26 protein-coding genes and 1 pseudogene are annotated in these 24340 nt (G+C 62.6%); 15 read left to right on the top strand and 12 right to left on the bottom strand.

The window, feature by feature from the left end:
* Positions 1–12: 12 nt before the first annotated feature.
* Positions 13–1296, bottom strand: coding sequence for an MFS transporter (locus ACJJVH_RS18125; RefSeq protein WP_412064486.1), 1284 nt, complete (start codon positions 1294–1296; stop codon positions 13–15).
* Positions 1297–1392: 96 nt separating this feature from the next.
* On the opposite strand from ACJJVH_RS18125, the gene ACJJVH_RS18120 reads away from it, so the two are divergent.
* Complete coding sequence (locus tag ACJJVH_RS18120; RefSeq protein WP_412064485.1) at positions 1393–2268, top strand: LysR family transcriptional regulator; 876 nt, start codon at positions 1393–1395, stop codon at positions 2266–2268.
* Between the two features lie 62 nt (positions 2269–2330).
* On the opposite strand, the pseudogene ACJJVH_RS18115 reads toward ACJJVH_RS18120, so the two are convergent.
* Positions 2331–3232, bottom strand: a pseudogene (locus tag ACJJVH_RS18115) (LysR family transcriptional regulator).
* A gap of 119 nt (positions 3233–3351) precedes the next feature.
* On the opposite strand from ACJJVH_RS18115, the gene ACJJVH_RS18110 reads away from it, so the two are divergent.
* On the top strand, positions 3352–4116 hold the full coding sequence (locus ACJJVH_RS18110) for an SDR family oxidoreductase (RefSeq protein ID WP_113406132.1): 765 nt from the start codon (positions 3352–3354) through the stop codon (positions 4114–4116).
* Positions 4117–4274: 158 nt separating this feature from the next.
* Here ACJJVH_RS18110 and ACJJVH_RS18105 read toward each other — a convergent pair whose 3' ends face one another.
* Positions 4275–4721 carry an ester cyclase gene (locus tag ACJJVH_RS18105; RefSeq protein ID WP_412065192.1) on the bottom strand — a complete coding sequence of 149 codons (447 nt, stop codon included), beginning with the start codon at positions 4719–4721 and terminating at the stop codon, positions 4275–4277.
* Positions 4722–4929: 208 nt separating this feature from the next.
* On the opposite strand from ACJJVH_RS18105, the gene coaBC reads away from it, so the two are divergent.
* Positions 4930–6141: a bifunctional phosphopantothenoylcysteine decarboxylase/phosphopantothenate--cysteine ligase CoaBC gene (coaBC, locus tag ACJJVH_RS18100; RefSeq protein ID WP_113372018.1), complete on the top strand. Its 1212-nt coding sequence runs from the start codon at positions 4930–4932 to the stop codon at positions 6139–6141.
* Here the strand turns inward: coaBC and ACJJVH_RS18095 are convergent.
* Positions 6128–6943 (bottom strand): class II glutamine amidotransferase, encoded by an 816-nt coding sequence (locus ACJJVH_RS18095; protein ID WP_112801146.1) that lies wholly within the window; start codon positions 6941–6943, stop codon positions 6128–6130. The two genes, coaBC and ACJJVH_RS18095, sit on opposite strands and share 14 nt — an antisense overlap.
* Before the next feature lie 644 nt (positions 6944–7587).
* Here ACJJVH_RS18095 and otsB point away from each other — a divergent pair.
* Positions 7588–8382 carry a trehalose-phosphatase gene (otsB, locus tag ACJJVH_RS18090; RefSeq protein WP_112801147.1) on the top strand — a complete coding sequence of 265 codons (795 nt, stop codon included), beginning with the start codon at positions 7588–7590 and terminating at the stop codon, positions 8380–8382.
* A gap of 49 nt (positions 8383–8431) precedes the next feature.
* Positions 8432–9808: an alpha,alpha-trehalose-phosphate synthase (UDP-forming) gene (gene otsA, locus ACJJVH_RS18085; protein WP_112801149.1), complete on the top strand. Its 1377-nt coding sequence runs from the start codon at positions 8432–8434 to the stop codon at positions 9806–9808.
* On the opposite strand, the gene ACJJVH_RS18080 is transcribed toward otsA, so the two are convergent.
* Positions 9795–10721: a choline sulfate utilization transcriptional regulator gene (locus tag ACJJVH_RS18080; protein WP_113501878.1), complete on the bottom strand. Its 927-nt coding sequence runs from the start codon at positions 10719–10721 to the stop codon at positions 9795–9797. The two genes, otsA and ACJJVH_RS18080, sit on opposite strands and share 14 nt — an antisense overlap.
* 99 nt (positions 10722–10820) lie before the next feature.
* On the opposite strand from ACJJVH_RS18080, the gene ACJJVH_RS18075 reads away from it, so the two are divergent.
* The 3 genes from ACJJVH_RS18075 to ACJJVH_RS18065 all read left to right on the top strand — a co-directional run bounded on the left by ACJJVH_RS18075 (position 10821) and on the right by ACJJVH_RS18065 (position 13586).
* Positions 10821–11768 (top strand): choline ABC transporter substrate-binding protein, encoded by a 948-nt coding sequence (locus tag ACJJVH_RS18075; RefSeq protein ID WP_412064484.1) that lies wholly within the window; start codon positions 10821–10823, stop codon positions 11766–11768.
* A 19-nt stretch (positions 11769–11787) separates the two neighbouring features.
* Positions 11788–13302 carry a choline-sulfatase gene (gene betC / locus ACJJVH_RS18070; protein ID WP_412064483.1) on the top strand — a complete coding sequence of 505 codons (1515 nt, stop codon included), beginning with the start codon at positions 11788–11790 and terminating at the stop codon, positions 13300–13302.
* 74 nt (positions 13303–13376) lie between these two features.
* Positions 13377–13586 (top strand): TOBE domain-containing protein, encoded by a 210-nt coding sequence (locus tag ACJJVH_RS18065; RefSeq protein ID WP_112801157.1) that lies wholly within the window; start codon positions 13377–13379, stop codon positions 13584–13586.
* Positions 13587–13621: 35 nt separating this feature from the next.
* Here the strand turns inward: ACJJVH_RS18065 and tsaA are convergent, their stop codons facing one another.
* Positions 13622–14146: a tRNA (N6-threonylcarbamoyladenosine(37)-N6)-methyltransferase TrmO gene (gene tsaA, locus ACJJVH_RS18060; RefSeq protein WP_412064482.1), complete on the bottom strand. Its 525-nt coding sequence runs from the start codon at positions 14144–14146 to the stop codon at positions 13622–13624.
* A gap of 24 nt (positions 14147–14170) precedes the next feature.
* Positions 14171–15196: an iron ABC transporter substrate-binding protein gene (locus tag ACJJVH_RS18055; protein ID WP_412064481.1), complete on the bottom strand. Its 1026-nt coding sequence runs from the start codon at positions 15194–15196 to the stop codon at positions 14171–14173.
* A 303-nt stretch (positions 15197–15499) separates the two neighbouring features.
* Between ACJJVH_RS18055 and ACJJVH_RS18050 the strand changes: the two genes are divergently transcribed.
* Together ACJJVH_RS18050 and ACJJVH_RS18045 are read left to right on the top strand one after the other, a co-directional pair.
* The gene (locus ACJJVH_RS18050; protein ID WP_412064480.1) at positions 15500–15892 is read left to right on the top strand and encodes a nuclear transport factor 2 family protein; all 393 of its coding nucleotides are present in this window, start codon (positions 15500–15502) and stop codon (positions 15890–15892) included.
* Positions 15893–15961: 69 nt separating this feature from the next.
* The gene (locus tag ACJJVH_RS18045; RefSeq protein ID WP_412064479.1) at positions 15962–16789 is read left to right on the top strand and encodes a helix-turn-helix domain-containing protein; all 828 of its coding nucleotides are present in this window, start codon (positions 15962–15964) and stop codon (positions 16787–16789) included.
* A gap of 46 nt (positions 16790–16835) precedes the next feature.
* On the opposite strand, the gene ACJJVH_RS18040 is transcribed toward ACJJVH_RS18045, so the two are convergent.
* Positions 16836–18419, bottom strand: coding sequence for a peptide chain release factor 3 (locus tag ACJJVH_RS18040; RefSeq protein WP_112801166.1), 1584 nt, complete (start codon positions 18417–18419; stop codon positions 16836–16838).
* A 91-nt stretch (positions 18420–18510) separates the two neighbouring features.
* Here ACJJVH_RS18040 and dut point away from each other — a divergent pair, with 91 nt between their 5' ends.
* Positions 18511–18981 carry a dUTP diphosphatase gene (dut, locus tag ACJJVH_RS18035; protein WP_112801168.1) on the top strand — a complete coding sequence of 157 codons (471 nt, stop codon included), beginning with the start codon at positions 18511–18513 and terminating at the stop codon, positions 18979–18981.
* Positions 18981–19874: a GNAT family N-acetyltransferase gene (locus ACJJVH_RS18030; protein ID WP_412064478.1), complete on the top strand. Its 894-nt coding sequence runs from the start codon at positions 18981–18983 to the stop codon at positions 19872–19874. Before dut ends, ACJJVH_RS18030 begins: the two co-directional genes overlap by 1 nt.
* Before the next feature lie 60 nt (positions 19875–19934).
* Here the strand turns inward: ACJJVH_RS18030 and ACJJVH_RS18025 are convergent, their stop codons facing one another.
* Positions 19935–20399, bottom strand: a complete 465-nt coding sequence (locus ACJJVH_RS18025; RefSeq protein ID WP_112801172.1) for an Lrp/AsnC family transcriptional regulator — start codon at positions 20397–20399, stop codon at positions 19935–19937.
* A gap of 108 nt (positions 20400–20507) precedes the next feature.
* On the opposite strand from ACJJVH_RS18025, the gene ACJJVH_RS18020 reads away from it, so the two are divergent.
* On the top strand, positions 20508–21422 hold the full coding sequence (locus tag ACJJVH_RS18020) for a DMT family transporter (protein ID WP_412064477.1): 915 nt from the start codon (positions 20508–20510) through the stop codon (positions 21420–21422).
* Positions 21419–21721, top strand: coding sequence for an NIPSNAP family protein (locus ACJJVH_RS18015; protein ID WP_112801176.1), 303 nt, complete (start codon positions 21419–21421; stop codon positions 21719–21721). Before ACJJVH_RS18020 ends, ACJJVH_RS18015 begins: the two co-directional genes overlap by 4 nt.
* A 3-nt stretch (positions 21722–21724) precedes the next feature.
* Here ACJJVH_RS18015 and ACJJVH_RS18010 read toward each other — a convergent pair whose 3' ends face one another.
* Genes ACJJVH_RS18010 through ACJJVH_RS18000 form a run of 3 tightly spaced genes read right to left on the bottom strand, consistent with a single transcriptional unit; the run spans position 21725 to position 23572 of the window.
* Entirely contained in the window at positions 21725–22363 is a 639-nt protein-coding gene (locus ACJJVH_RS18010) for a hypothetical protein (RefSeq protein WP_113392457.1), read from the bottom strand.
* Positions 22360–22992 (bottom strand): LysE family translocator, encoded by a 633-nt coding sequence (locus ACJJVH_RS18005; RefSeq protein ID WP_112801178.1) that lies wholly within the window; start codon positions 22990–22992, stop codon positions 22360–22362. The genes ACJJVH_RS18010 and ACJJVH_RS18005 overlap by 4 nt, the downstream gene beginning before the upstream one ends.
* A gap of 22 nt (positions 22993–23014) precedes the next feature.
* Positions 23015–23572 carry a cysteine hydrolase family protein gene (locus tag ACJJVH_RS18000; RefSeq protein WP_412064476.1) on the bottom strand — a complete coding sequence of 186 codons (558 nt, stop codon included), beginning with the start codon at positions 23570–23572 and terminating at the stop codon, positions 23015–23017.
* A gap of 129 nt (positions 23573–23701) precedes the next feature.
* Here ACJJVH_RS18000 and ACJJVH_RS17995 point away from each other — a divergent pair, with 129 nt between their 5' ends.
* On the top strand, positions 23702–24319 hold the full coding sequence (locus tag ACJJVH_RS17995; protein WP_113372047.1) for a LysE family translocator: 618 nt from the start codon (positions 23702–23704) through the stop codon (positions 24317–24319).
* The last annotated feature ends 21 nt before the right edge of the window (positions 24320–24340 follow it).

Raw genomic sequence — 24340 nt, 5'->3', positions numbered from 1 at the left:
CAGCCTCCGGCCTTACCGACGCGCCAGCCTGGCAACGGCAAGGGCGCTCGCGAGGCATAGTGCCAGCATGACGAGGATGAAGGCAACCACGGCATTCCAGCCATCGGCAAGCCAGAAGTAACCGCCAACCGAGCCGGCGATGCTGGAGCCGAGATAATAGGCCAGCAGGTAGAGCGAGGAGGCGTGACCCTTGAAGCCGCAGGCGAGCCGTCCCACCAGCGCGCTGGCGACCGAATGGGTCATGAAGAAGCCGATCGTCACCAGCACAATGCCCAGGATGATCAACGGCAGCGAGCTTGAGAGCGTCACCGCTGCACCGAGCGCCGCGATCAGCACGCCCGCCGGCAGCACGACGAAATGGCCGATGCGATCGCCGAGGAGACCGGCTGCCCAGGAGGCGACGATGCCGAAGAGGTAGGCGGTGAAGATGAGGCCGAGCTCGGTCTGGCTGAGGTTATAAGGCGCGGCAACGAGGCGGAAGCCGGCATAGTTATAAACCGTGACGAAGGACCCCATGGCAAGGAATGCGATGGCAAACAGCAGCGGCAGCGCCGCATTGCCGAAGTGCCCGCCCCATGCCTTTACATGAAAGGCGGCATCGAAGCCCTTGCGCGGGGTAAAATTGCGCGATGGCGGCAGAAGGTAGAGGAAGCCGATGGCGGCGACCAGGCCGAGAATGCCGATGGCGGCCAGTGCCGGCCGCCAGCTTAAGGATTCGGCGATCGTGCCCGTCACCACGCGGCCGGCCATGCCGCCGAAAGCGTTGCCGGCGATATAGAGGCCCATGGCGCCGCCAAGGCCGCGCGGCTCAATCTCCTCGGCCAGATAGGTCATGGCGACAGCCGGCACGCCGCCGAGAAGAAAGCCCTCGAGCGCACGGACGACAAGCAGCATATGCCAGCTCGGCGACACCGCGCAGACGAGCGTACAGATGGCCGCGCCCAGCAGCGATATGAACATCAGGCTGCGGCGGCCGAGGCCTTCGGAAACGGCGGCGGCTCCGAAGATCGCAAAGGCCAGGAACCCGGTCGAAAGCGACAGCGACAGCGAACTTGCGGCAGGCGTGACGCCGAAATCCTCGGAGAAGATCGGCATCAGCGGCTGCACGCAGTAGAGCAGCGAGAACGTGGCAAAACCCGAGAGGAACAGCGCTATGGTCGCGCGGCGAAAGGCAGGCGTGCCACGCGTGAGGAATTGGCGAGGCTCAGCCGGCTGCTCATTCCGGACGAGTGTCAATTCGGGACGTGAGGGGACTTCGAAAGCAGTGGTTTTCTGCTTGCTGGCGACGCGGAACATGGGGCATCCAACCTTTCTTGCGTTGGAATCTAGTCAGGTCAGCTTCATTAGTCCAATATATGGAACAGGCGATCTCAATAGCTTTTGGAGATAGCGATGGAATTGCGACATATCCGCTATTTTCTGGCGCTTGCGGAGGAGGGAAATTTCACCCGTGCCGCCGCCAATCTCGGCATCGGCCAGCCGCCGCTCAGCCAGCAGATCCGGGACCTGGAAAACGAGGTGGGAGCGCAACTGTTTCACCGTGTACCGCACGGGGCGGAGCTGACGGCTGCCGGCGAGGCCTTCCTCACCGAGGCAAGGACCGCCATCGATGCCGCGGAAAAGGCAAAGCTTGCCGCCCAGCGTGCCAATCGCGGCGAAATCGGCCGCCTGTCGCTCGGCTTCACCGCCTCCTCCGCCTTCAACACCATCGTCACGGCCACCATCCGCGAGTTTCGCGGCCACTGGCCCGAAGTGCGGCTGTCACTGACGGAAATGAACACCAATGCGCTGATGGAACGGCTGGTGCGCGGCGAGATCGATGCGGCCTTCATTCGGCCCGGCCTGGAAGATCCGCGCGACGTTCGCCTGAAACGCTTTGCCGACGAGCCGATGCTGATCGCGCTGCCGGCGCATCATGCGCTGGCGACGAAGGAGCGTGTGCCGATCGAGGCATTGGCCGGCGAGCCTTTCATTCTCTTCCCCCGCATGGTCGGGCTCAGCCTCTATGACGATATCGTCGGGGCTTGCCGCGAAGCGGGCTTCGAGCTTGTTGTGACGCAGGAGGCGCCGCAGATCCCCTCCGTCGTCAATCTCGTCGCCGCAAACCTCGGCGTTTCCATCGTTCCGGCTTCGATCGCGCAGATCAAGCTCGATGGCGTCGCCTATCGGCCGATCGACGGGCCGCCGGTCGTGGCAAGGCTCGGTCTTGCCAGCCTCAAGGCGCAGCGGTCGCCTGTCGTCGCCAACCTCACGAGCCTGATTGCTTAGTCAGGCAGCTATTCGTTTTCACGCAATTGCGGACGCAAGGCCGCTTCACACGTTTGCCGAGTTTACTCCCGCTCCCAATAAGGCGGATCGCCGAATGCTTTCTTCAGATGATCGGCGATGGCTCTGAGCTTTGCCGACGGATTGCGCCCCTCGGGATGCGCCATGAAAATGAACTCCTGCTGCGGCCGATAGCCGACATCGATCACGACAAGCCGCCCTTCCCTGATCGAAGGTCCCGCGATGAAGGCCGGCAACAGGGCGATTCCCAGGCCGGCCATGGCTGCGTCATGGAGAATATCGCCATTATTGACGCCCAAGGCCAGTTTTCCCCGGACGACGACGGCGCCGTCCGGCCCTTCGAACCGCCAATCCGCCACGCCGCGATTGGTATAGAAGATACCACGGTGGCTTTCGAGATCGGACAGCGAAGCAGGCACGCCGTGGCGGCTCAGATAATCCGACGATGCCACGAGAAAGCGGCGGCTGCGCGCAAGCTTCCATGCGACAAGGCCGAGTCGGCAATCAGGCCATGGCGGATGATCGCATCGTAACCATCCGAGGCCGCATCGACCCGGCGGTCGTCGAGATCGAGCGTCAACTCGATCTCCGGATGATCGGCGAGAAACGGATAGAGAGCGGGACCAAGATGCATGCGCCCGAAGGTGACGGGCGCCGCAATGCGCAGCGGCCCCATCAGCGTGCCGCGCCGCTCGGCGAGATCGGCGGCCGCCTCGCGAACCTCCTGTGCGATACGAATTGCCCGTTCCAGAAAGGCGGCGCCATCCTCCGTCAGGGTCAGCTTGCGCGTCGTGCGATGCAGCAGGGTCGCCCCCAATGCCTTCTCCATGTCCGACAGGCGCTCGCTGACGACGGATTTCGACAGCCGCAGGCGCCGCGCCGCCTCGCTGATCGATCCGGCCTCGGCAACGGCCACGAAGGCGACGATCCCGTCAATCTTCAGCATCGTTCGGAAACTCCGAATTCGAATTCCACCATTCGCAGACTAATCCGAACGATCGAAAAAGACCATCTTCCACGTATCGAACAAACCCAAAGACACGTTCCGACCAAGGAGATGGAACAATGAACCGCTTGAATGGAAAAGTTGCAATCGTCACCGGCGCCAGTTCCGGCATCGGCCGGGTCACGGCAAAGCTCTTCGCCGCCGAAGGCGCCAAGGTAGTCGTTGGCGCCCGCCGCGCCGCGGAACTGGAAAGCCTCGCCGCCGAGATCAAAGCAGCCGGCGGCGAAGCAGCCGTATTGGCCGGCGACGTCCGCTCGGAAGACTATCACAAGGCGCTGGTCGCCCTTGCGGTCGAGCGCTACGGCAAGCTCGACATCGCCTTCAACAATGCCGGCACGCTCGGCGAGGCCGGCCCCAGCACCGAGGTTTCGGAGGCAGGTTTTGCCGACGCGCTGGCGATCAACCTCACCGCGTCGTTCCTCGCCGCCAAGCACCAGATTGGCGAAATGGTCAAGCATGGCGGCGGTTCGGTGATCTTCACGTCGACCTTTGTCGGCCATACCGTCAGCTTCCCCGGCGTTGCCGCCTATGCCGCCAGCAAATCCGGCCTTATCGGCCTGACACAGACGCTGGCCGCGGAATTTGGCCCGCAGAATGTGCGCGTCAATGCCGTCCTTCCGGGTGCGGTCGATACCGACATGTATCGCGAAATGAACGACACAGCCGACAAGCAGGCTTTCATAACCAATCTGCATGCGCTGAAGCGCGTCGCCGGCCCTGAAGAGATTGCACGCTCGGTCCTCTACCTCGCCTCCGATGACGCAAGCTTCGTCACCGGCACGGCTTCGCTCATCGACGGCGGCCTGTCGATCACGCGCACCTGACCGCCGCTTTTCGCGTCGCAATTATCGTCGCGGGCATCGACAATCCTCGGAACGCGACCATGATTCCGCAAACATGAACTGCTTGCGGGATCATGCCGCTAAAGTGTCTTGAATGGGCAAGGGTGGCAGTGGATACTGCCCCCTTGCGGCCTTTCCACTCAGAACATCGTATTATTGTTCTTCGACGTCTCGGGGATCGGCTGCACCGAATCCCAATGCTCCTGGATCTTGTTGTCCTCGACGCGGAAGATATCGACGATGGCGCTGCCACGGTCGCCCGGCTGGCGAACGGCATGGACGCGCAGGATCACGTAATCGCCATCGACCATCACGCGCTTGATCTCGCTTTTCGACTGCGGATAATTTTTCTTCAGATAATCGAGGAAGCCGCGCAGTCCCTCCGGCCCATCGGCGGCCAGGGGGTTATGCTGGATGTATTTGCCGAGATATTTGGAAGCCGCGTCGAAATCCTTGTCGTTCAGCGCTTTCTGGTAGAAATCCAGAACGATCTCCTTGTTCTTCTGCTCTTGCGGCGAATAGGAGCGCTCGGCAAACGCCGGGACGGCTGCGGCCACGATCGGCAGAGCGATCATCGCGACTTTCATCAATTTCAAAGCGGTACTCCTTCGATTGTTAACATGTTCAGTTTTATCGAGCTGGAAAGCGCCTGCAAATGACAAGTAGTTGATGCCGATGTGATCGTTCGCCCGCCTGCGGGCAGCCGCGAATGGCCGGCACGAAGAACGCCGCGATTGCCTATTATCCGCCAAAGGCTTAGGCTCGTGAGCAAAAGAACGGACGACGGGTCAGGGCATGGTTCTCGCAGGAAAGCGCATCCTTCTCATCATCTCCGGCGGCATCGCGGCCTATAAGAGCCTCGATCTCATCCGCCGGCTGCGCGAACGCGGCGCGAGCGTGCGGCCGGTCATGACGGCTGGCGCACAGCAGTTCATCACGCCGCTTGCCGTCGGTGCGCTTGCTGCCGATCATGTCTTCACCGATCTCTTTTCGCGGCAGGACGAGCAGGATGTCGGCCATATCCGGCTGGCGCGTGACTGCGACCTCGTGCTGATCGCGCCGGCAACGGCCGATCTTCTCGCCAAGATGGCGAACGGGCTGGCCGACGATCTTGCCTCGACCATATTGCTCGCCACGGATCGGCCCGTACTGGCCGCACCGGCCATGAACCCGAAAATGTGGGCGCATGCTGCGACCAGGCGGAATATCGAGACGCTGCGCGGCGATGGAATTGCCTTCATCGGACCGATGAAAGGCGAAATGGCCGAAAGCGGTGAGGCCGGCGCGGGCCGCATGGCCGAACCGCTCGAAATCGTCGCCGCCGCCGAACTGCGGCTGGATGACGGCGCCAAGCCGCTTGCCGGCAGGAAGGCCATCGTCACCTCGGGGCCGACGCACGAGCCGATCGACCCGGTGCGCTACATCGCCAACCGCTCTTCGGGACGGCAGGGCCATGCCATCGCTGCTGCACTTGCCGCACTCGGCGCCGACGTCACCCTCGTTTCCGGCCCCGTCACCATACCCGATCCTGCCGGCCTCAATGTCGTTCATGTCGAACGGGCGGACGAAATGCGCGATGCGGTGCTTGCGGCTCTTCCCGCGGACATTGCGGTGATGGTGGCCGCGGTTGCCGACTGGCGCGTCGCCTCCGCTTCGGACCAGAAGATCAAGAAGCATCCGGGCGAGTCGATCCCGACGCTGGCGCTCACGGAGAACCCGGACATATTGAAAACCGTCGGCCATCATACGCAGCGGCCGCGACTGGTCATCGGCTTTGCGGCCGAGACGCAGGATGTCGAGAGCAATGCGCGCGCGAAACTGGAGCGCAAGGGCGCCGACTTGATCGTCGCCAACGATGTTTCACCCGCGACCGGCATCATGGGCGGCACCCGAAACCGCGTGAAGATCATCAGCCATCATGGCGTCGAGCAGTGGCCCGACCTCGACAAGGATGAAGTGGCGGTACGGCTCGCAGCCCTCATCGCCGAGCAATTCAGGCCGGGATAGCGGTTGCCGGCTGGCGCTCGACACGCGCGCGCTCTTCCGGCTGGAAGGGTGTGACGTGGAGGCCGGTGTCGTCGATCGTGACGGCGCTGCCGTCGGGAATTTCGCGCCAGGCGTCGACGTCATCGTTCAACGGCTCTGACACGAGGCAGTTGCCGGTGCCGACCGGCGAGGCATAGAGCGTCGGCGCCTTGCGGTCGGTCGCATAACGGATGGCGTAGAGCGACTTGCCGTCGGAGAAGGCGGCGGTGAAGCGCACCAGCACCGAGCCGGTCAGATGCAGCGAAAGACCCTCGACGAAGCCGATGGTTTCCGCCACCGCCGCGATCGGATTGGTCGCCATGCCGAACTGCATCGCCAATAGAAAGAGCAGCTCGGAATCGGTCGTGCCGCTGCGGGCATGGAACAGGCCGTCATCAAGCATGGCTTCCATCGGCCGGCGCAGGCGGTCGAAATTGGAAATCTGGCCATTGTGCTGGAACGACCAGTTCTCGAAGACGAAGGGATGGCAATTGTCGCGGCGCGTGCCGCCGCCGGTGGCGGCGCGGACATGGGCGAGAAAGAGCGGCGAGCGGATCTGCCGCGCCAGGCTCTTCAGATTGCAATCCGACCATGCCGGCAGGATATCGCGATAGCGGCCGGGCTCCGGCCGGTCGCCGTACCAGGCGATGCCGAAGCCGTCGCCGTTGGTGGCCGTCTTGGCGCGCGTGGCGCAATGGGATTGTTCGATCAGGGAGTGGGCAGGCGAGGACACCAGCTCCTCCAGATAGAGGGGGTCTCCGCGATAGGCTGCCCAGCGACACATGCGTCTTTCACTCCGATTCCCGCCGTCTTCCAGTCCCGCGGGAGAATGGCAAATCTTGGACGATTGTTTATGCGGAATGGGTAATAAAGTCTTAATTTTCCCACTCGCGAGGTGCAGGATGACAGATATTTGACGCCTCGTCCGATCACGTTTGGCATCGCGACATTTTCTTCGTGAGCCCGCGGGGACAGGGCTTTCGGCGCGGAAATCGAAGAGCCCGGCATTTCACTGCGACAAGAAGTGTGAAGCGTCCCGACATCGAAGCTCTTGCATCGGATCGAATTTGAGCTACGTTTATCGTGTCTGAAACGTAACGAAAGGAAGGTGATCCAATGTCTAGTGAGATTTCGGTCTTTGTACCTGGCATGGAAATGGTCGTGAACGTTGCGAGGCAGCCCTCGCTCTGATCAACACCTTCCCGAAGCGCTTGCCGCTTCAGGCCAGTTACGGGCCAAAGCTCATGGGGGGTCGCTTAAGGCGGCCCCTTTTGATTTTCAGGGCCTGACGCGCAAGACACGTATCCGCGTGGCGACGGCGACATGCGAAAGGCCGGGAGCTGCCGCGCAAGGCCGAAACCGCGCTATGCGCTTCACCCGATCATTTTTTGCCTTGCCAAACGGGAAGAGCGCCTTAGCTAAACCCGCATGTCTTCTCAGGAACAGCCCGGACAGGGTGAAGCCAAACCGAGGCCGCTGAACGAGCCGGCACTCACCGCACTCTCATTGTATCCTCAGGATTGGGCCCTGTTCCTCGATATCGACGGAACCCTGCTCGACCTTGCCGAACGGCCTGAGGCGATCGTCGTACCCGACTATCTGCCCGGCACACTGCACGCGCTCTCCCGCCAGCTCGGCGGCGCGCTGGCGCTGGTGACGGGACGCGCCATCGAATTCGTCGACCCCCTCTTTGCGCCATTCCGCTTCCCCGTTGCCGGCCTGCATGGCGCGGAACGGCGCGATGCGGCCGGCCGGCTGCGGCGCGCGCATGTTCCGCCCGCCTTCCAGGAGATGAAGCAGCTCATCCGGCGTGAGGCCATGGCCTGGCCCGGCGCGATCGTCGAGGATAAGGGCGCGGCGGTCGCGGTTCATTTTCGGCATGCGCCGGCAAGCGAGGCCGCCATCAGCGAAGCCATGAACCGCCATCTCGAGGAAGCCGGGTCCGACTGGAACCTTCAGCACGGCAAGATGGTGATCGAAATCTGCCCGGCCCACGCCAGCAAGGGACATGCCATCGAGGCGTTTCTTGCCGAAACTCCGTTCGAGGGGCGGCGGCCGGTCGCGATCGGCGACGACGTGACGGATGAGACGATGTTTGCCGCCGCCAACCGTCTCGGCGGTCAATCCGTGCGCGTCGGCGATGGCAATGGAAAAACGCTGGCGCGTGCATCCATTGGCTCACCTGCGCGTTTAAGGGACGTGCTGGGAACGCTCGTCAAGTAATTCGTCTGTCAATACGGCGCCCTCCCAGCCTTCTCGAAAGGAAGAATCCGTGAGTCGTCTCATCATCGTTTCCAATCGTGTTTCCGTGCCCGATCACAAGGGCGCCGCAGCGGCCGGCGGCCTTGCCGTGGCGCTGCAGGCAGCGCTTGCCGAGCGCGGCGGCATTTGGATGGGCTGGTCCGGCAAATCGAGCGGCGAGGTCGAGCCCGAGCCGCTGCAGATGACCAAGGACGGCAATATCACCTATGCTCTCACCGATCTGACCCAGACCGATGTCGAGGAGTATTATCAGGGCTTTGCCAACCGCGTGCTCTGGCCGATCTGCCATTACCGGCTCGATCTTGCCGAATACGGCCGCAAGGAAATGGCCGGCTATTTCCGCGTCAACCGCTTCTTTGCCCACCGGCTTGCGCCATTGATCGAACCGGACGACATCATCTGGGTCCACGACTACCATCTCATTCCGCTGGCGGCCGAGCTGCGGCAGATGGGGTTGAAGAACCGCATCGGCTTTTTCCTGCATATTCCCTGGCCGCCTGCCGACGTCGTGCTGGCCATGCCGGTGCACGAAGAGATCATGCGCGGTCTCTCCTCCTACGATCTGCTCGGCTTCCAGACCGATCACGACCTTGAAAACTTCGCCGGCTGCCTGAAGCGCGAGGGCATAGGCATCGAGAAAAGCCCCGGTCATTTCAGCGCCCACGGCCACGATTTTCGCGGTGGCGCCTATTCGATCGGCATCGAGACGGCCGCCTTCGCCGCCTTCGCGCGCAAGGCTGCCTCGCACAGCATGGTGCAGAAGGTTCGACAGAGCATCGAGGGGCGCGACCTGATCCTCGGCGTCGACCGGCTCGACTATTCCAAGGGCATCACGCAGCGCATCGACGCCTTCGAGCGCTTCATCACCAACAATCCCGCTCACCAGCGCAGCGTCACCTATCTTCAGATCACGCCGAAATCGCGCTCGGAAGTGCCGGAATACGAGGCGATGCAGCATGCCGTCGCCGAGCAGGCCGGCCGGGTCAACGGCGCGATCGGCACGGTCGACTGGGTGCCGATCCGCTATATCAACCGCTCGATCAGCCGCCCGATACTGGCCGGGCTCTACAGACTCGCGAAAGTCGGCCTGGTGACGCCGCTGCGGGACGGCATGAACCTCGTTGCCAAGGAATATGTCGCGGCGCAGGACCCGGAAAATCCCGGCGTGCTGGTGCTGTCGCGCTTTGCCGGTGCGGCACGCAAGCTGCACGGTGCCTTGCTGGTCAACCCCTACGATGTCGACGGCACGGCGAACGCCCTTGCGCGAGCCGTCAACATGCCGCTGCAGGAGCGGCAGGAACGCTGGCGCGGCATGATGGATCACCTGCTGGAAAACGACGTATCGCGCTGGTGCGAGACTTTTCTCGCCGATCTTACGGCGGAGTGAGCGATTGCGGCCGATCCACGGCCGCTTCGGCCAGCAGCCATTGCGCCAGCTGCTCGGCATGCGGGTTCGCGGCTGCGGGCGGCAGAAGCCAATAACCGCGCTCCGGCGCCTCCAGCGCAGGGCCTGCCGTCACCAGCGTTCTGGCGGCAAGCAGCGAATCGACGAGCCCCATCCAGCCGATGGCGACGCCCTGCTCGCTGAGCGCGGCCTGCACGACCAGCGAATAGGTGTTGAAACTGAGGTCGCCACGGCCGGCATAGGTATCCCGGGCGACGCCGAAGGCGGAAAGGTAGCTTTCCCAGTCGAACCATGGCGAAGGCATCTCCGAATCGAGATGAACCAGCGTAGTGCCCGCGAGCTGCGCCGGATTCGTGAACGGGCCATGGCGCTCCGCAAAACCCCTCGTGCAGATCGGCACGACAGTCTCCGGCAAAAGCAGCGTCGCCGCCCGGCCCAATTCGTCGCGTGTGCCGAAGAACACGGCGATATCGCCGCTTTCGGGTGCGCCGCGGTCGAGCCGCTGCGTCGCGACGATCTGGATATCCACTTCGGGGTGAAGACGCCGGAACGCGTGCATGCGGGGGATCAGCCAGAGGGCGGAAAAGGCGTAGTCGGTGCGCAGGCGGACAGAGGGCCTCTCAGCCTCGACGCGGAAGCTGCGCACCAGATTGTCGACCCCGCCGACCGCTTTTTCGACGATCTCGAACAGGCGCTGCCCTTCCGGCGAGAGTTCGACGCCGCGATGCTGGCGGCGAAGCAGAGGCACGCCCATCTGCTCCTCGATGCGGCGGATCTGATAACTGACGGCCGGCTGCGTCAGGCCCAGGGCCGAGGCCGCGGCGGACAGGCTGCCGGCACGCCCCACCTCCAGAAACATGCGTAGCCAGCCAAGATCGACCAAACGCTCAGCCATAAAAATTCCTTTTGGTACTCATCGAAAAATGCCTGCTTTACAGCTGGAAGGCTAGTGATGTTCAATAAAATAATCGAATAACAAGAGGGAGCTTTCGTCATGCGCATGTCTGCTATGGGCCGGTTGACCGCCGGCGCTCTTCTTTCCATCCTTTCCTTCGCCGGCATTGCCCGGGCCGATGGCGACAGCTGCAAGACAATCCACCTGTCGGATCCGGGCTGGACCGATATCACCTCGACCAACGGCGTGACTGGCGTGCTGCTGACGGCGCTCGGTTACGAGCCCGATATCAAGACCCTCTCGGTGCCGATCGGCTATCAGGCGATGAAGACCGGCGAGATCGACGTCTTCCTCGGCAACTGGATGCCGGCGCAGAAGGCTTTCGTCGATGACCTCAACAAGGCAAAGGCGATCGAGGTGGTGAACCGCAATCTCGAAGGCGCGAAGTTCACGCTGGCGGTGCCGACCTATGTTGCCGACAAGGGCATCAAAGACTTCGCCGACCTGCAGAAGCATGCCGACGAGTTCGGCCGCAAGATTTACGGCATCGAGCCGGGTGCACCGGCCAATGCCAATATCCAGAAGATGATTGATGCCAACGACTTCGGTCTGAAGGGCTGGGAACTGGTCGAATCGAGCGAGCAGGCCATGCTGTCGCAAGTGGAGCGCGCATCCAAGGACAAGCAGGCCATCGTCTTCCTCGCCTGGGCGCCGCATCCGATGAACGAGCGCTTCAAGATCGCCTATCTCTCCGGCGGCGATGCCTATTTCGGCGCGAATTACGGCGGGGCTGAAGTCTATACGCTGGCGCGCACCGGCTGGCCGGCACAATGCCCGAACGCCGCCAAGCTCTTCCATAACCTCACCTTCGACATCGGCATGGAGAACTCGCTGATGGGCTCGATCCTCGGCGGAGAGAGCGCCAAGGATGCAGCGACCGCCTGGCTGAAGGCACATCCGGACGCCTTGACGCCCTGGCTTGCCGGCGTCACCACTATCGACGGCAAGCCCGGCCTCGACGCCGTCAAAGCCGCCGTCGGCCTCTGATCCCAAGGAACAGCCTCACATGTCCCGTCCGAATATCCTTATCCTCATGGTCGACCAGTTCAACGGGACGTTCTTTCCCGACGGCCCGGCCGACTTCCTGCATGCCCCAGTCCTGAAAGCCCTGGCGAAGCGCTCCGTGCGCTTTGCCAACAGCTATACGGCAAGCCCGCTCTGCGCTCCGGCACGGGCCTCCTTCATGTCCGGGCAGCTGCCGAGCCGCACGCGCGTCTACGACAACGCGGCCGAATTCTGCTCGGATATTCCGACCTTTGCCCATCACCTGCGCGCCGCCGGCTATCAGACGGCACTGTCGGGCAAGATGCATTTCGTCGGCCCGGACCAGATGCACGGCTTCGAGGAGCGGCTGACGACCGATATCTATCCCGCCGATTTCGGCTGGACGCCCGACTATACCAAGCCCGGCGAGCGCATCGACTGGTGGTATCACAATCTCGGCTCGGTGACGGGGGCCGGCACGGCCGAAATCACCAACCAGATGGAGTATGACGACGAGGTTGCCTATCACGCGACCCGCAAGCTCTACGATCTCTCGCGCGGTCATGACGAGCGGCCCTGGTGCCTCACCGTCAGCTTCACGCATCCGCACGACCCCTATGTCGCGCGCCGCCGCTTCTGGGACCTCTATGAGGATTGCCCGGCACTCGACCCGCAAGTCGGCGAAATCCCCTTCGATCAGCAGGACCCGCATTCACAGCGGCTGATGAAGGCATGCGATCACACCGCCTTTGACATCACGCCGGAGCAGATCCGCCGGGCGCGGCGCGGCTATTTCGCCAATATCTCCTATGTCGACGAGAAGATCGGCGAGATCCTGGAGACGCTGGAGCGCGGCCGCATGGCCGACAACACGATCATCCTCTTCGTCTCCGACCATGGCGACATGCTCGGCGAGCGCGGCCTCTGGTTCAAGATGAACTTCTTCGAAGGCTCGGCCCGCGTGCCGCTGATGATCGCAGCCCCCGGCTGGCAGCCGAAGCGGGTCGACCAGCCGGTCTCGACGCTCGACGTGACGCCGACGCTGGCGGCTCTTGCCGGCATCGATATCGCATCGCTACGCCGCTGGACCGATGGCGAGGACCTGACGCCGCTCGCTCTCGGCACAGGAAGCCGCAGCCCCGTGCCGATGGAATATGCGGCGGAAGGCTCGGAGGCGCCGCTCGTGGGCCTGCGCGACGGTCGCTACAAGCTGACCCTTTGCGAGAAGGACCCGCCCATGCTCTTCGACATCGACGCGGACCCGAAGGAGCTGACCAATCTGGCCGGCGACCCGGCCCACGCCGAAACCCTGAGCCGGCTGACGGCACAGGCGCAGGAGCGCTGGAACCTTGCAAGCTTCGACGCTGCCGTGCGTGAAAGCCAGGCGCGGCGGTGGGTCGTCTACACGGCCCTGCGCAACGGCGCCTATTATCCCTGGGACTATCAGCCGCTGCAGAAGGCGTCGGAACGATACATGCGCAACCACATGGACCTCAACGTGCTGGAGGAGAACCAGCGCTTCCCCCGAGGCGAATAACGGCGAACAGGATTTCGGTAGCCCGTCGCCGGCCGAGGCGGTATTGTCGCGCCGGTCACAAGGGAGAAATATCCATGAAAATCAGCGCAAGAAACCGCCTCAAGGGCAAGGTCGTCGAAATCACCAAGGGCGCGACGACCGCGCATGTCCGCATCGACATCGGCAACGGCTCGATCGTTACCTCCTCGATCACCAACGAGGCGGTGGACGAACTCGGCCTGACGGTCGGCGCGGCGGCCTATGCCGTCATCAAGGCATCCGATGTCATGGTCGCGGTCGACTGATATTCCAGCGCACATGCTCCCGTCGCGGGAGCGCCTTAAGCCTTATGGCAGTAATGCGCCGTCTCGCCGTCGCCGGTCTGGAAATCCCCGGACTGCGGCGGCGCGATCGGCTTGAACAGCGTCCTGTCCGGCTTGAGATCGAGCAACGGCGTACCGTCGAGGCAATCGAGGCCACGCACCAGCAGCACGGCGCCCTCGACCGCTTCCAGCTTGACGATGGACGTGCCGATGGGATTGGGCCGCACCGGCGAGCGCAGCGAGAAGGTGCCATGCACCTTGCCGTTGCGGGCCGGACTCTGCAGCACGAGATCGCGGCGGGAGCGATCCAGCCAATAAAGAACTTCCAGCCGCTCGAAAACCTCCACCCCTGTCAGGGCCGGCACCCAGGGCTCGAAAATCTCGATCCGGCAGATCGGGCCGTCATGCCGGCCCTGGCGCGGCGTTTCCATGCGGGATGTCCATGGCGTGGAGATGCGGCCGATGAATGTAAGGCCGGCGTCCGATGCCGAGGGCGGCTCGACGGCCACCTCGTTTTCGCGGATCTCGTTCTCACGAACCATGGATAGACTCCCGATACGTACCGATTACTTCAAGCCCTTCAGGAGGACCGACAGCTGATCATCGGTCAGATCGACCTGATAGAACAGCTTGTAGAATTCCTTCACATCCTCGGCAAAATCGCTGCGGAAAAGCTTTGGATAGAGCAGCTTTTCCATCCAGCGCACACCCAGCAGCCGGTTGACGCCGGGCGGAGAATCGAACCAGCCGAAAGGCAACGAAGGCGGCACGAAGATCTTGCCGTCCTTGACCGCCTTGATGCCGGCCCATTGCGGATCGCTCTTCACCGAGGCGGCGAAAGCGGGATTGTCGGCAATGATGATATCCGGATTCCAGCCGACGACCTGTTGCACCGTCACCTTGGTCAGGCCACCCTTGCCGGCAGCGGCGGCGACGTTCATCGTGCCGACCGCATCGAGGATTTCGAGATTGATCGAACCGGACAGCCCCGTCTCCAGACCATCGGCGCCGCGTCCATAATAGACGCGCGGGCGCGGATCGTTCGGCAGCGTCGCGAGCTTGTCGTTCAGGTCCTTGATCGCAGAATCGGCATAGTCCGCAAGCTTGTTGGCCCGATCCTCGACGCCGATCAGGGCGCCGACATCGCGAAGCGTGTCGGCGGTACGGGCAAAACTACCGTCCACGAGGATATAGGGAATATGGGTTTCCGCCTGCACCTTGTCGGCCAGCGCCTTGTAGGTGGGGTCGACCGTGCCGGCATCGAGGATGATGTCGGGCTTGGCGTCCATGACCGCCTGCGAGCTGATCGTGCCGTCCTTGCCCGTCAGGCGCCCGATCGTCGGCAGCGCCCGCACCGACGGCATCAGATAGGCTTTGGCCGCCTCGTCCGGCGCGTGAACCCAGCCCACGAGCTTCTCGGGCGCCAGCACATAGACCAGCGCGGTTGCCGGCGGCCCGGCCACCAGAATGCGGTTGATCTTATCGGGCACGAAGACCGTGCGTCCGGCCGCATCGGTGACGATGCGCGCCTCGGCTGCGACCGGCATCAGGCCGACAAAGGCCAGAGCAAGAACCGCAAGAAATTTCATCATGAAAGCTGCTCGTTCTGATCGAGGGGACCCCGGAGCGGCACTATGGCATAGCGCTATATCGGATGGAACATCGCGGAGGCACTATTCCAAAATGAAACGCATCCGAATCGATCACACCGGCTTGGGCGGGATCGAGCCGCCTTGATTACATCGCATGTAATTGAGAGCGACATTCGCCTTGGCGTATCTAGAGACCATCTTCTTGCAGGAAGAGCTTTTCAGCCCTTCAACGAAAAAGAGCCTGTATCGGGCATGACGTCGATGGCCACGACATCATCGCAAGGGAAGGCTCGGGAGAACTTCATGACGACCATGTCATTCACCAGAAAAGAAGCCCCGCAATGGCTGCTCGCCTTCTGGCGGGAAATCGACGACAAGACCTTCGGCGAAGGCTTTGACTGCCTCGCGGAAGACGCCACATGCAATCTCGGCATCGCCGACTGGAAGGGGCGCGAGACCATTCGCCGGAACCTGCGCGCCTTCATCGATACCGGTTTCACGGCATTGCACGATGTCACCGAATATTGGGACGCGGGACCGCTGAAAGTGTTCCGCGGAACCGTGACCATGACCCCAAACGACCGCACGCAGGCGGTGGTCAAACCGGTCATGACGCATTTCTTCTACATGGACGAGGCCGATCCGACGAAGGTTCGCCACTGGTACGGCGCAGTCGGGCCGGTTGCCTTCTCATAAAAGCCGATGCCGGCGGGGTTGCCGAATGCGGCCCCACCACATCAAACGAACGAAGCGAGGCTTTGCAGGATGAGTTCTCTTCGCGCCGAACAGAGATTGCCAAACGAACTTGGCCCGCAGCTGCGCGCATGGCGCGACACGCGGGGCAAGAGCCAGCTCGAGCTTTCCCTCGACACCGGGATTTCGCAGCGGCAGATCAGCTTCATCGAAAGCGGCAGGAGCACGCCCGGCCGTCAGAATGTCCTGCGGCTCGCCGATGCCCTGGACGTGCCGTTTCGCGAGCGCAACACGCTGCTGCTCGCCGCCGGCTATGCGCCGATCTATTCCGAAGGAAGCTTCGACGATCGGGAAATGCAGGGCGTTACCAGCGCGCTCAAGCGCATGCTGCGTCAGCACGAGCCTTTCCCGGCCGTGGTGATGGACCGCTACTGGAATGTCCTGATGACCAACGATGCGACCCTTCGTTTCTTCGGCGAGTTCGTCGATATGGACGCACGCCCGAAACCGCGCAATCTCCTGCACCTGATGTTCGATCCCTCGGGCATGCGGCCCTTCATTCCGGATTGGGAGAAGACGGCCGAAAGCCTTCTGGGGCGCGTCTTTCGCGAATCCGTCGGCCGCGTGATCGATGCGCGGACGAAGGAGCTTGTCGACGGTCTGCTCGCCTACCCAGATGTGAATGCCGAATGGCAGACATCGCCGGCGATAGAGAATGCGCCGATCATTCCCCTCTCCTTCGTGAAGGACGGGCATGTTCTGAAATTCTTCTCGCTGGTGACGACGGTCGGGACGCCGCAAATGATCACGACCCAGGAGTTGCGGGTCGAATGCATGTTTCCGCTGGATGACGCCACGGAGGCGCGCTATGCGGAGCTGATGAATTCAGCAGAGAGGTAACGGCATGAGCCACAGGCCGGTCACCTGTGGCTAGATGCCACCGATATCACGCCGCCTTGACGGCGTGATATTCCTTGATCGCAGCCATCTTGATAGCCGGGTAACGTTCCGCCTCGTAGCGCAGCGAGAAACCATCCTGCGCGAGGAAGACCGGATCGCCGTCGAGATCACGGGCGATATCGCCGCGACGTGCGGTGACGAATTTCTCAAGCTCGGCGGACTGGTCGGCCGAGATCCAGCGGCAGACCGAGAAACGCGACATTTCGAAGGAAACCGGCAGGCCGTATTCGGCCATCAGCCGCTCCTTGAGAACGTCGAGCTGCAGGGCGCCGACGACGCCGACGATAGCGGGCGAGCCGTCTTCCGGCGAAAAGAGCTGCACGACGCCTTCTTCGGCCATCTGTTGCAGCGCTTCCTTGAGCTTCTTTGCCTTCATCGCATCTTCGAGACGAACGCGGCGGAGGATTTCCGGCGAGAAGTTCGGCACGCCCTGGAAAACCAGGGATTCGCCTTCCGTCAGCGTATCGCCGATGCGCAGCGTGCCGTGGTTCGGAATGCCGACGACATCGCCCGCATAGGCGGTATCGGCGAGCTGACGCTGCGAAGCGAAGAAGAATTGCGGCGCGGTCAACCCAAGCTGCTTGCCGGTGCGCGACAGCCGCGCCTTCATGCCGCGTTCCAGCTTGCCGGAGCAGATGCGGGCGAAAGCGATGCGGTCGCGATGGTTCGGGTCCATGTTGGCCTGGATCTTGAAGACGAAGGCCGTCATCTTGTCGTCGGTGGCGTGAACCGTCCTGACATCGGCGACCTGGTCGCGCGGCGGCGGCGCGAATTCGCCGAGCGCGTTGATGAGATCGCGTACGCCGAAGTTGCGCAGCGCGGAACCGAAGAAGACCGGCGTCATATGGCCTTCGAGGAAGGATTCCCTGTCGAAGGGACGGCAGGCTTCGATTGCCAGCTCCGTCTCGTCGATGAAGGCCTTGCGCTCGTTTTCCGGCAACCTGTCGGCAACCGCCTGCGGGCCATTCACCGGCGTCGCATTGACCTCGGTGTCGGAGCCGCGCACGGTATTGGCGGCCAGATGGTAGGAGCCGCAGAAGGTCTTGGAGCGGCCGATCGGCCAGGTGATCGGCGCCGTATCCAGCGCCAGCTTCTCTTCCACCTCATCGAGGATTTCGAAGGGATCGCGGCTTTCGCGGTCCATCTTGTTGATGAAGGTGATGATCGGAATGTCGCGCATGCGGCAGACTTCGAACAGCTTCAGCGTCCGCGGCTCGATACCCTTGGCGGCGTCGATGACCATGACCGCGGCGTCGACGGCCGTCAGCGTGCGGTAGGTGTCGTCTGCGAAGTCTTCGTGGCCGGGCGTATCGAGAATGTTGAAGACGTTGCCTTCATATTCGAAGGTCATGACCGAGGTGACGACCGAGATGCCGCGCTCGCGCTCGATCTTCATCCAGTCGGAGCGCGTCTGCATGCGGTCCTTCTTCGCCTTGACCTCGCCGGCAAGCTGGATGGCGCCGCCGAAAAGCAGCAGCTTTTCGGTGAGCGTCGTCTTGCCCGCGTCCGGGTGAGCGATAATAGCGAATGTGCGGCGGCGGGAGACCGCCTCGGCGAGACTTTCGGCCATGCTTGTAAATCCTGTGAATTGCGGCCGTATCTAGCGACTCAAAGCCCGGATTGCAATTGACCTCCGGCGTTCGGGCGCAAACTAATACCGCATGACCATTCACACCGATATCAATCCGACCCTGAAGCTCATCCGCCTGCCGCATGGCGCAGGCCTGGAACTGCCCGCCTATGAGACGAGGGGCGCGGCCGGTATGGATCTGCGCGCCGCCATCGACCACGGCGCGACGCTGACGATCGCGCCGGGCAAGCGGACGCTCGTTCCGACGGGCTTCATCTTCGAGATTCCCGAGGGCTTCGAGGCGCAGATCCGCCCGCGCTCCGGTCTTGCCTTCAAGCACGGCATCACCTGCCTGAACTCGCCCGGTACGGTCGACAGCGATTATCGCGGCGAAGTGAAGGTATTGCTGATCAATCTCGGCGAAGAGCCGTTCGAAATCACCCGCGGCATGCGTATCGCGCAAATGATCATCGCTCCTGCGATCCAGGCCCGCATCATCGAGACGACGGAGGCGACCGAGACGAAGCGCGGCGCCGGCGGCTTCGGCTCGACCGGTGTCTGATGTCGGAGCTTGAACATGCGCCCGGCCTGACCCTACGCCACGACTATTTCGGCGATCCCGCGGCGTGGAAGGGCCTCGTCGACCTGCTGCAGGACACGTTCTCGATCGACATCGGCATTCAGGACCGGTTTGGCGGCCCCGATCCCACCAGCATGCCGTTCGGTTATTTCGATGGCGAAGGCTGCTGTGTCGCCAATTTCAGCGCGTTCTCCATGCCGCTGCTCGTCAATGGCCGCGCCGTCAAGGCCGCAGGCTATCAATCCGGTGCGGTTCGGCCGGAATGGCGCGGACGCGGGCTCTACCGCGATCTCATGCGGCGCGCTTTCGCGCGAACGGCAGCGGAGGGCTACGAGCTCGATATCCTGCTCACCGACAAGCCCGCGCTCTACGAGCGTTACGGCTTTCGCATCCTGCCGCAGCACCTCTTCGTTGCGCGGATGCCGAAGCTTCAGGCATCCGGCTCAACCGCTCGGCAGCTCTCCCTGGAAACGCCGGGGGACGTGCGCCTGATCAAGACGCTGCTGCAAAGCCGACAGCCGGTCTCCTCCCGATTTGCCGTTGTCGGGCAAATGGAGATGTTTCTGCTGAATGCCTGCTTCAATTCCGCCATCCGCCTGACGGCACTTGCGGAGAACGCCGTCGTTGCATGGACGTTCGATGGCGCGACCTTGTGGCTCCTCGATATAGCGGGAACGGCCATTCCGCCGCTGGCGACCATCCTGTCCGCGCTCGATGTGGAACCCGATCGCATCGAGATCTGCTTTTCGCCGGATCGCCTGGATTGCGACGTATCGCTGGAGCCTTATGAGGGTTACACGATGCTGATGGCGCGCGGCAAAGCGGCGGACGAGATCGCCGGGCCTCTCATGCTGTCGCCGATGGCGGAATTCTAGAACCGGCGACTGTTTTCACCCGTTTCGGACGGACGGTGCTGCGCACTTTTCCTGACGGATCTAACGGGACAGCGGCGGCAGCCGGCGCTTGACCGGCGTCGCCTTGACCATTGACGTGTTCGTCTCGGCGCGTTCGGTGATCTTGTCCAAAATACTGTCGAGTTCGCCCATGGAGCGAACCACCAGCCGGCCGATGAAGCAATCATCGCCGGTGACCTTGTCGCATTCGATGAATTCCGGCGTTTCCTGAATGATCCGCTCGACGACATGCAGCTGGCCGGGCAGAGGCCGGACACGAACGATCGCCTGCAACGGGTAGCCGACCGCCTCGGGCGCGATGTCGACCGTAAAGCCTGAGATGACACCACGCTCTTCCAGCCGCCGCAATCGTTCCGCCGCGCTCGGAGACGACAGGCCGGCCGCTTCCGCCAGCTCCTTCAGCGATATCCTGGCATTGCGTGCCAGTGCCTCCAGCATCCGTTGATCGATGTCATCAAGACCCAAGGGGCCATTAGGGATACCCATAGCTCAACCTCATTTAATTAGGCCATGAAATCAAATCGCCTTATTAAACCTATATCACCGCTTGTGACACCGCAATATAATTGGCTTCAACAGACGGGAGCCAAGGCGATGAGCGAGATAAGACGCGGCACGGTGGAAATGACGGCGGCAATGCTGATTTCGGGCACGATCGGCTGGTTCGTGCTGATGTCCGGACAGGCCGTCACCGGCGTCGTCTTCTGGCGCTGTTTCTTCGGCGCGCTAACCCTGCTTGTCATTTGCGCGGCCATGGGCCTGCTGCGCCCCGGCATCCTGAACCGGAAGACGTTTTCCATCGCGGTCGGCGGCGGGATTGCCATCGTCCTCAACTGGCTGCTGCTTTTCGCGGCCTATTCGCACGCCTCCATCTCGATCGCCACGACGGTCTACAACACACAGCCCTTCATGCTGCTGGGGCTTGGGACGCTGTTCCTCGGCGAGCGGATAACCCTTGCCAAGCTCTTCTGGCTGGGCCTGGCCTTTGCCGGCATGGCGATCATCGTGGAAGGCAAACCGGCCGAGGCTACGGGTGCCGGAAGCTATGCGGCCGGCATCCTGCTTTCGCTGGGAGCGGCTTTCTTCTATGCGCTGGCCGCCCTGGCCGCAAAGTGGCTGAAGGGCACACCACCGCATCTGATCGCGCTCATCCAGGTTTCGACAGGCATCCTGATGCTGGCGCCCTTCACCGATTTCTCTGCCGTGCCGCCGGATGCCGGCGGCTGGTCGATCCTCATGACCATGGGTGTCGTGCACACCGGCCTGATGTATGTGCTGCTCTACGGCGCCATCCAGAAGCTGCCGACGCATCTGACCGGCGCGTTGTCCTTCATCTACCCGATCGCCGCCATCGTGGTCGATCGCCTCGCTTTCGGCCATGTGCTCGGCATCGCGCAAATCGTCGGCGCCGTCATCATCCTGGCAGCTGCGGCCGGCATGAACCTCGGCTGGACGATTGCCCTGCCCCGGCATAGGAACGGGCAACTTTCCAGGGAGACCGCCGAATGATCACCTGCTATCTGCGCTATGTCATCGATCCCTACAAGCTTGCCGAGTTCGAGCACTACGCCAGCCTCTGGATTCCGCTGGTCAACCGGCTGGGCGGCACGCATCACGGCTACTTTCTGCCGCATGAAGGCGCCAATAACATCGCATTGGCGCTCTTCAGCTTTCCAAGCCTTGCCGCTTACGAAGACTATCGAAGCAGAATGGCCGACGATGCGGAATGCCGCGCCGCATTTGCCTATGGCGAGGAAACGCGCTGCATCGTGAGCTACGAGCGCAGCTTCATGCGACCGGTCTTCTAAGGCTTACTTAGCCGGATTCGGACAGGCTTCAGGCCGGCCATCGAGGCCTTCGGCCATTCGCTCGAACGTTGCGCCGGCGCCGGCCTTGCTGGCGCCGATATGCAGCACATAGAGGCTGTCGAAATCCTTGCCGTGCCATTTCGGCACCGCCTTTGCGTCGCCGCCATTCTCGCTCATCAATTGGCGGGCGAGATCGACGATCTGCTTGTGCTCCCAGGCGACGAAGATCAGCTTGCCGGCATAATCCGGCTTCTTCAACTCGGCTTTCAAATCGTCGACGTCGTCATAGCCGAAGCTGGTATCGACCGGCAGCCCAAGAGCGATTGCCGTGGGTTCGATGGTCGCGAGCGGGCGGATATAATCGTAGGAAACCCCGGAATCCTTCTTTCGCTTAGACGGATCGGGCGCGAAGATGGCCGCAGGAGTGCCGAAGAGCCGTGTCAGCACCGGCGGCAGGGCCAGAGCCCGGTTGAGGCCCTGGCAGCTGAGCTGGCCAAGCCCTGCCTCCGGCTTTTCTCCGTGACGCAGGAAAACGATGGTGCGCGCACCGGTTTCAGCCGCCGAAACGATCGGCGCCGAGCCCGAAAGCGAGGCGATTGCCAGAAGGCCGGCGGCGAGCGCCTGTGAAGCGTTCCGTCTCAACGTTGCGCCTCGAAAGCCATGCGAACGGCAAGCCCGGCCAGCACCGTGCCCATCAGCCAGCGCTGCAGCAGCGCGAAGGACGGGCGGCGGGTGAGGAACATCGCGATCCAGCCTGCGCTAAGCGCGAAAATGGCGTTGAATGTCACGCTGATGAGGATCTGCGCAAAGCCGAGAACAAGCGATTGGGTGAAAACGCTGCCGGCGGCAGGATCGATGAACTGCGGCAGCAGAGAAAGATAGAGGACGGCAACCTTCGGATTGAGCAGGCTGGTGACGAGCCCCATGGAGAAGAGCCGGCGCTTGCTGTCCTTCGGCAGCTCGCGCAGCTGAAAAGCGGAGCGGCCGCCGGGCTTCAGCGCATTCCAGGCCAGCCAGGCGAGATAGGCCGCACCCGCCAGCCGCAAGGCATCATAGGCGAAGGGAACGGCAAGAACGAAAGCCGTGATGCCGAGCGCGGCGGAGAGCATGTAGAAAAGAAAGCCGCAGGCGACGCCGCCGAGCGAGATCAACCCGGCCGCCGGCCCCTGCGAGATCGACCGCGATACCAGATAGATCATGTTCGGCCCGGGTGTCAGCACCATGCCGAGAGCGATCAGGGCAAAGGCGATCATGCTGGTCAGATGCGGCATAAGTCCTCCGGCGGCGGGAAGATCAGAAAGCAATCTCGCTGGATGCAGCGATCCTGATTTCATGAGGCCCGGCATCGAAGCCGTCAAGCAGCATATTGTGATGGGAGACAATGTCCTCGAAGCTCAGCCTGCCCATGTCGGCCGTAGTGTGGCCGTCGGAAATCAGCGTCACGTCGAAACCGAGCGAAACGGCGCGGCGCACGGTCGTATCGACGCAGAAGTGTGTCATGCAGCCGCCGACGAAAAGATGGGTGACGCCGCGCGCCCGCAGCCGTGCTTCCAGATCCGTTTCGAAGAAGGAATCGCAGCTCGTCTTGTGCACCACGACATCGCCGGCCTCGGGCGCGATTTCCCGGCGCAGCTGCCATCCCTCGCCGCGCTTTGCCAGGCGATGCACAGGACTGCCGTCATGCTGGACGATGAAGGCCGGGATGCCGGCGGCGCGGGCGCTGTGCTTCAGCGCCGCAAGCCTGGCGACGACAGCCTCCAGCGCGGCATCGATGGCAGGCTGGCGATCCGGCGTGCCGAGGCCGGTCAGGATGGAATTCTGAAGATCGATCAGGAGCAATGCAGACGTCATGATATCCTTGGGCAAAGCGGTTTCGACGGGCCGTTAACACCTTGGTAATATGTTCCCGCCGCCGGCGCAATCGCTTGAAAACCTAAAGGTGGCGCGATAGAAAAACCACCATCTGCGGAGGAACCCTTCATGACGCTTGCGGCCCTGCTTGCCTATTGCGGCGCCCTCTTCATCGCGGCGGTCATTCCCGGCCCCGGCGTTACGGCGATCGTGGCGCGCGCCCTCGGCTCCGGCTTTCGCGAAACCTTCTTCATGGGCCTCGGCCTCGTGGCCGGCGACACGCTCTACCTGACGGCCGTCATTCTCGGTCTTGCCTTCGTGGCACAGGCATTTACCGAGGTTTTTCTGGTCGTCAAGATCGCCGGCGTCCTCTATCTCGGCTATATCGCCTGGAAACTCTGGACAACGGGCCTGCTGGCGGCCGATATCGCGGCGAAGAAAACCAACAGCCCGGGCATGTCCTTTCTCTCCGGCCTGCTGGTGACGCTCGGCAATCCCAAGACCATGCTTTTCTACATCGCGCTGGTGCCGACGCTGATCGACATCGGCAGCATCGGCCTGCGCGAATACGCCATTTTGCTGATGGCGACTTTCGCCGTTCTGCTGACCGTTCTCGTCCCCTACATGCTGCTTGCCTCGCGTGCGCGCCAGTTCCTGAAAAAGCCGAGAGCATTGCGGATATTGAACAGGGTCGCCGCAAGCATCCTTGCCGCCACCGCCGCCTTCATCGCGGCACGCACCGCCTGAAAAAAACTTCCATAAAGCGGC

The organism is Rhizobium sp. SYY.PMSO, assembly GCF_046840415.1.
Classification (GTDB): Bacteria; Pseudomonadota; Alphaproteobacteria; order Rhizobiales; family Rhizobiaceae; genus Rhizobium.
Note: the sequence above shows the minus strand (reverse complement) of the source record. Positions and strands in the feature narration are given on the sequence as shown.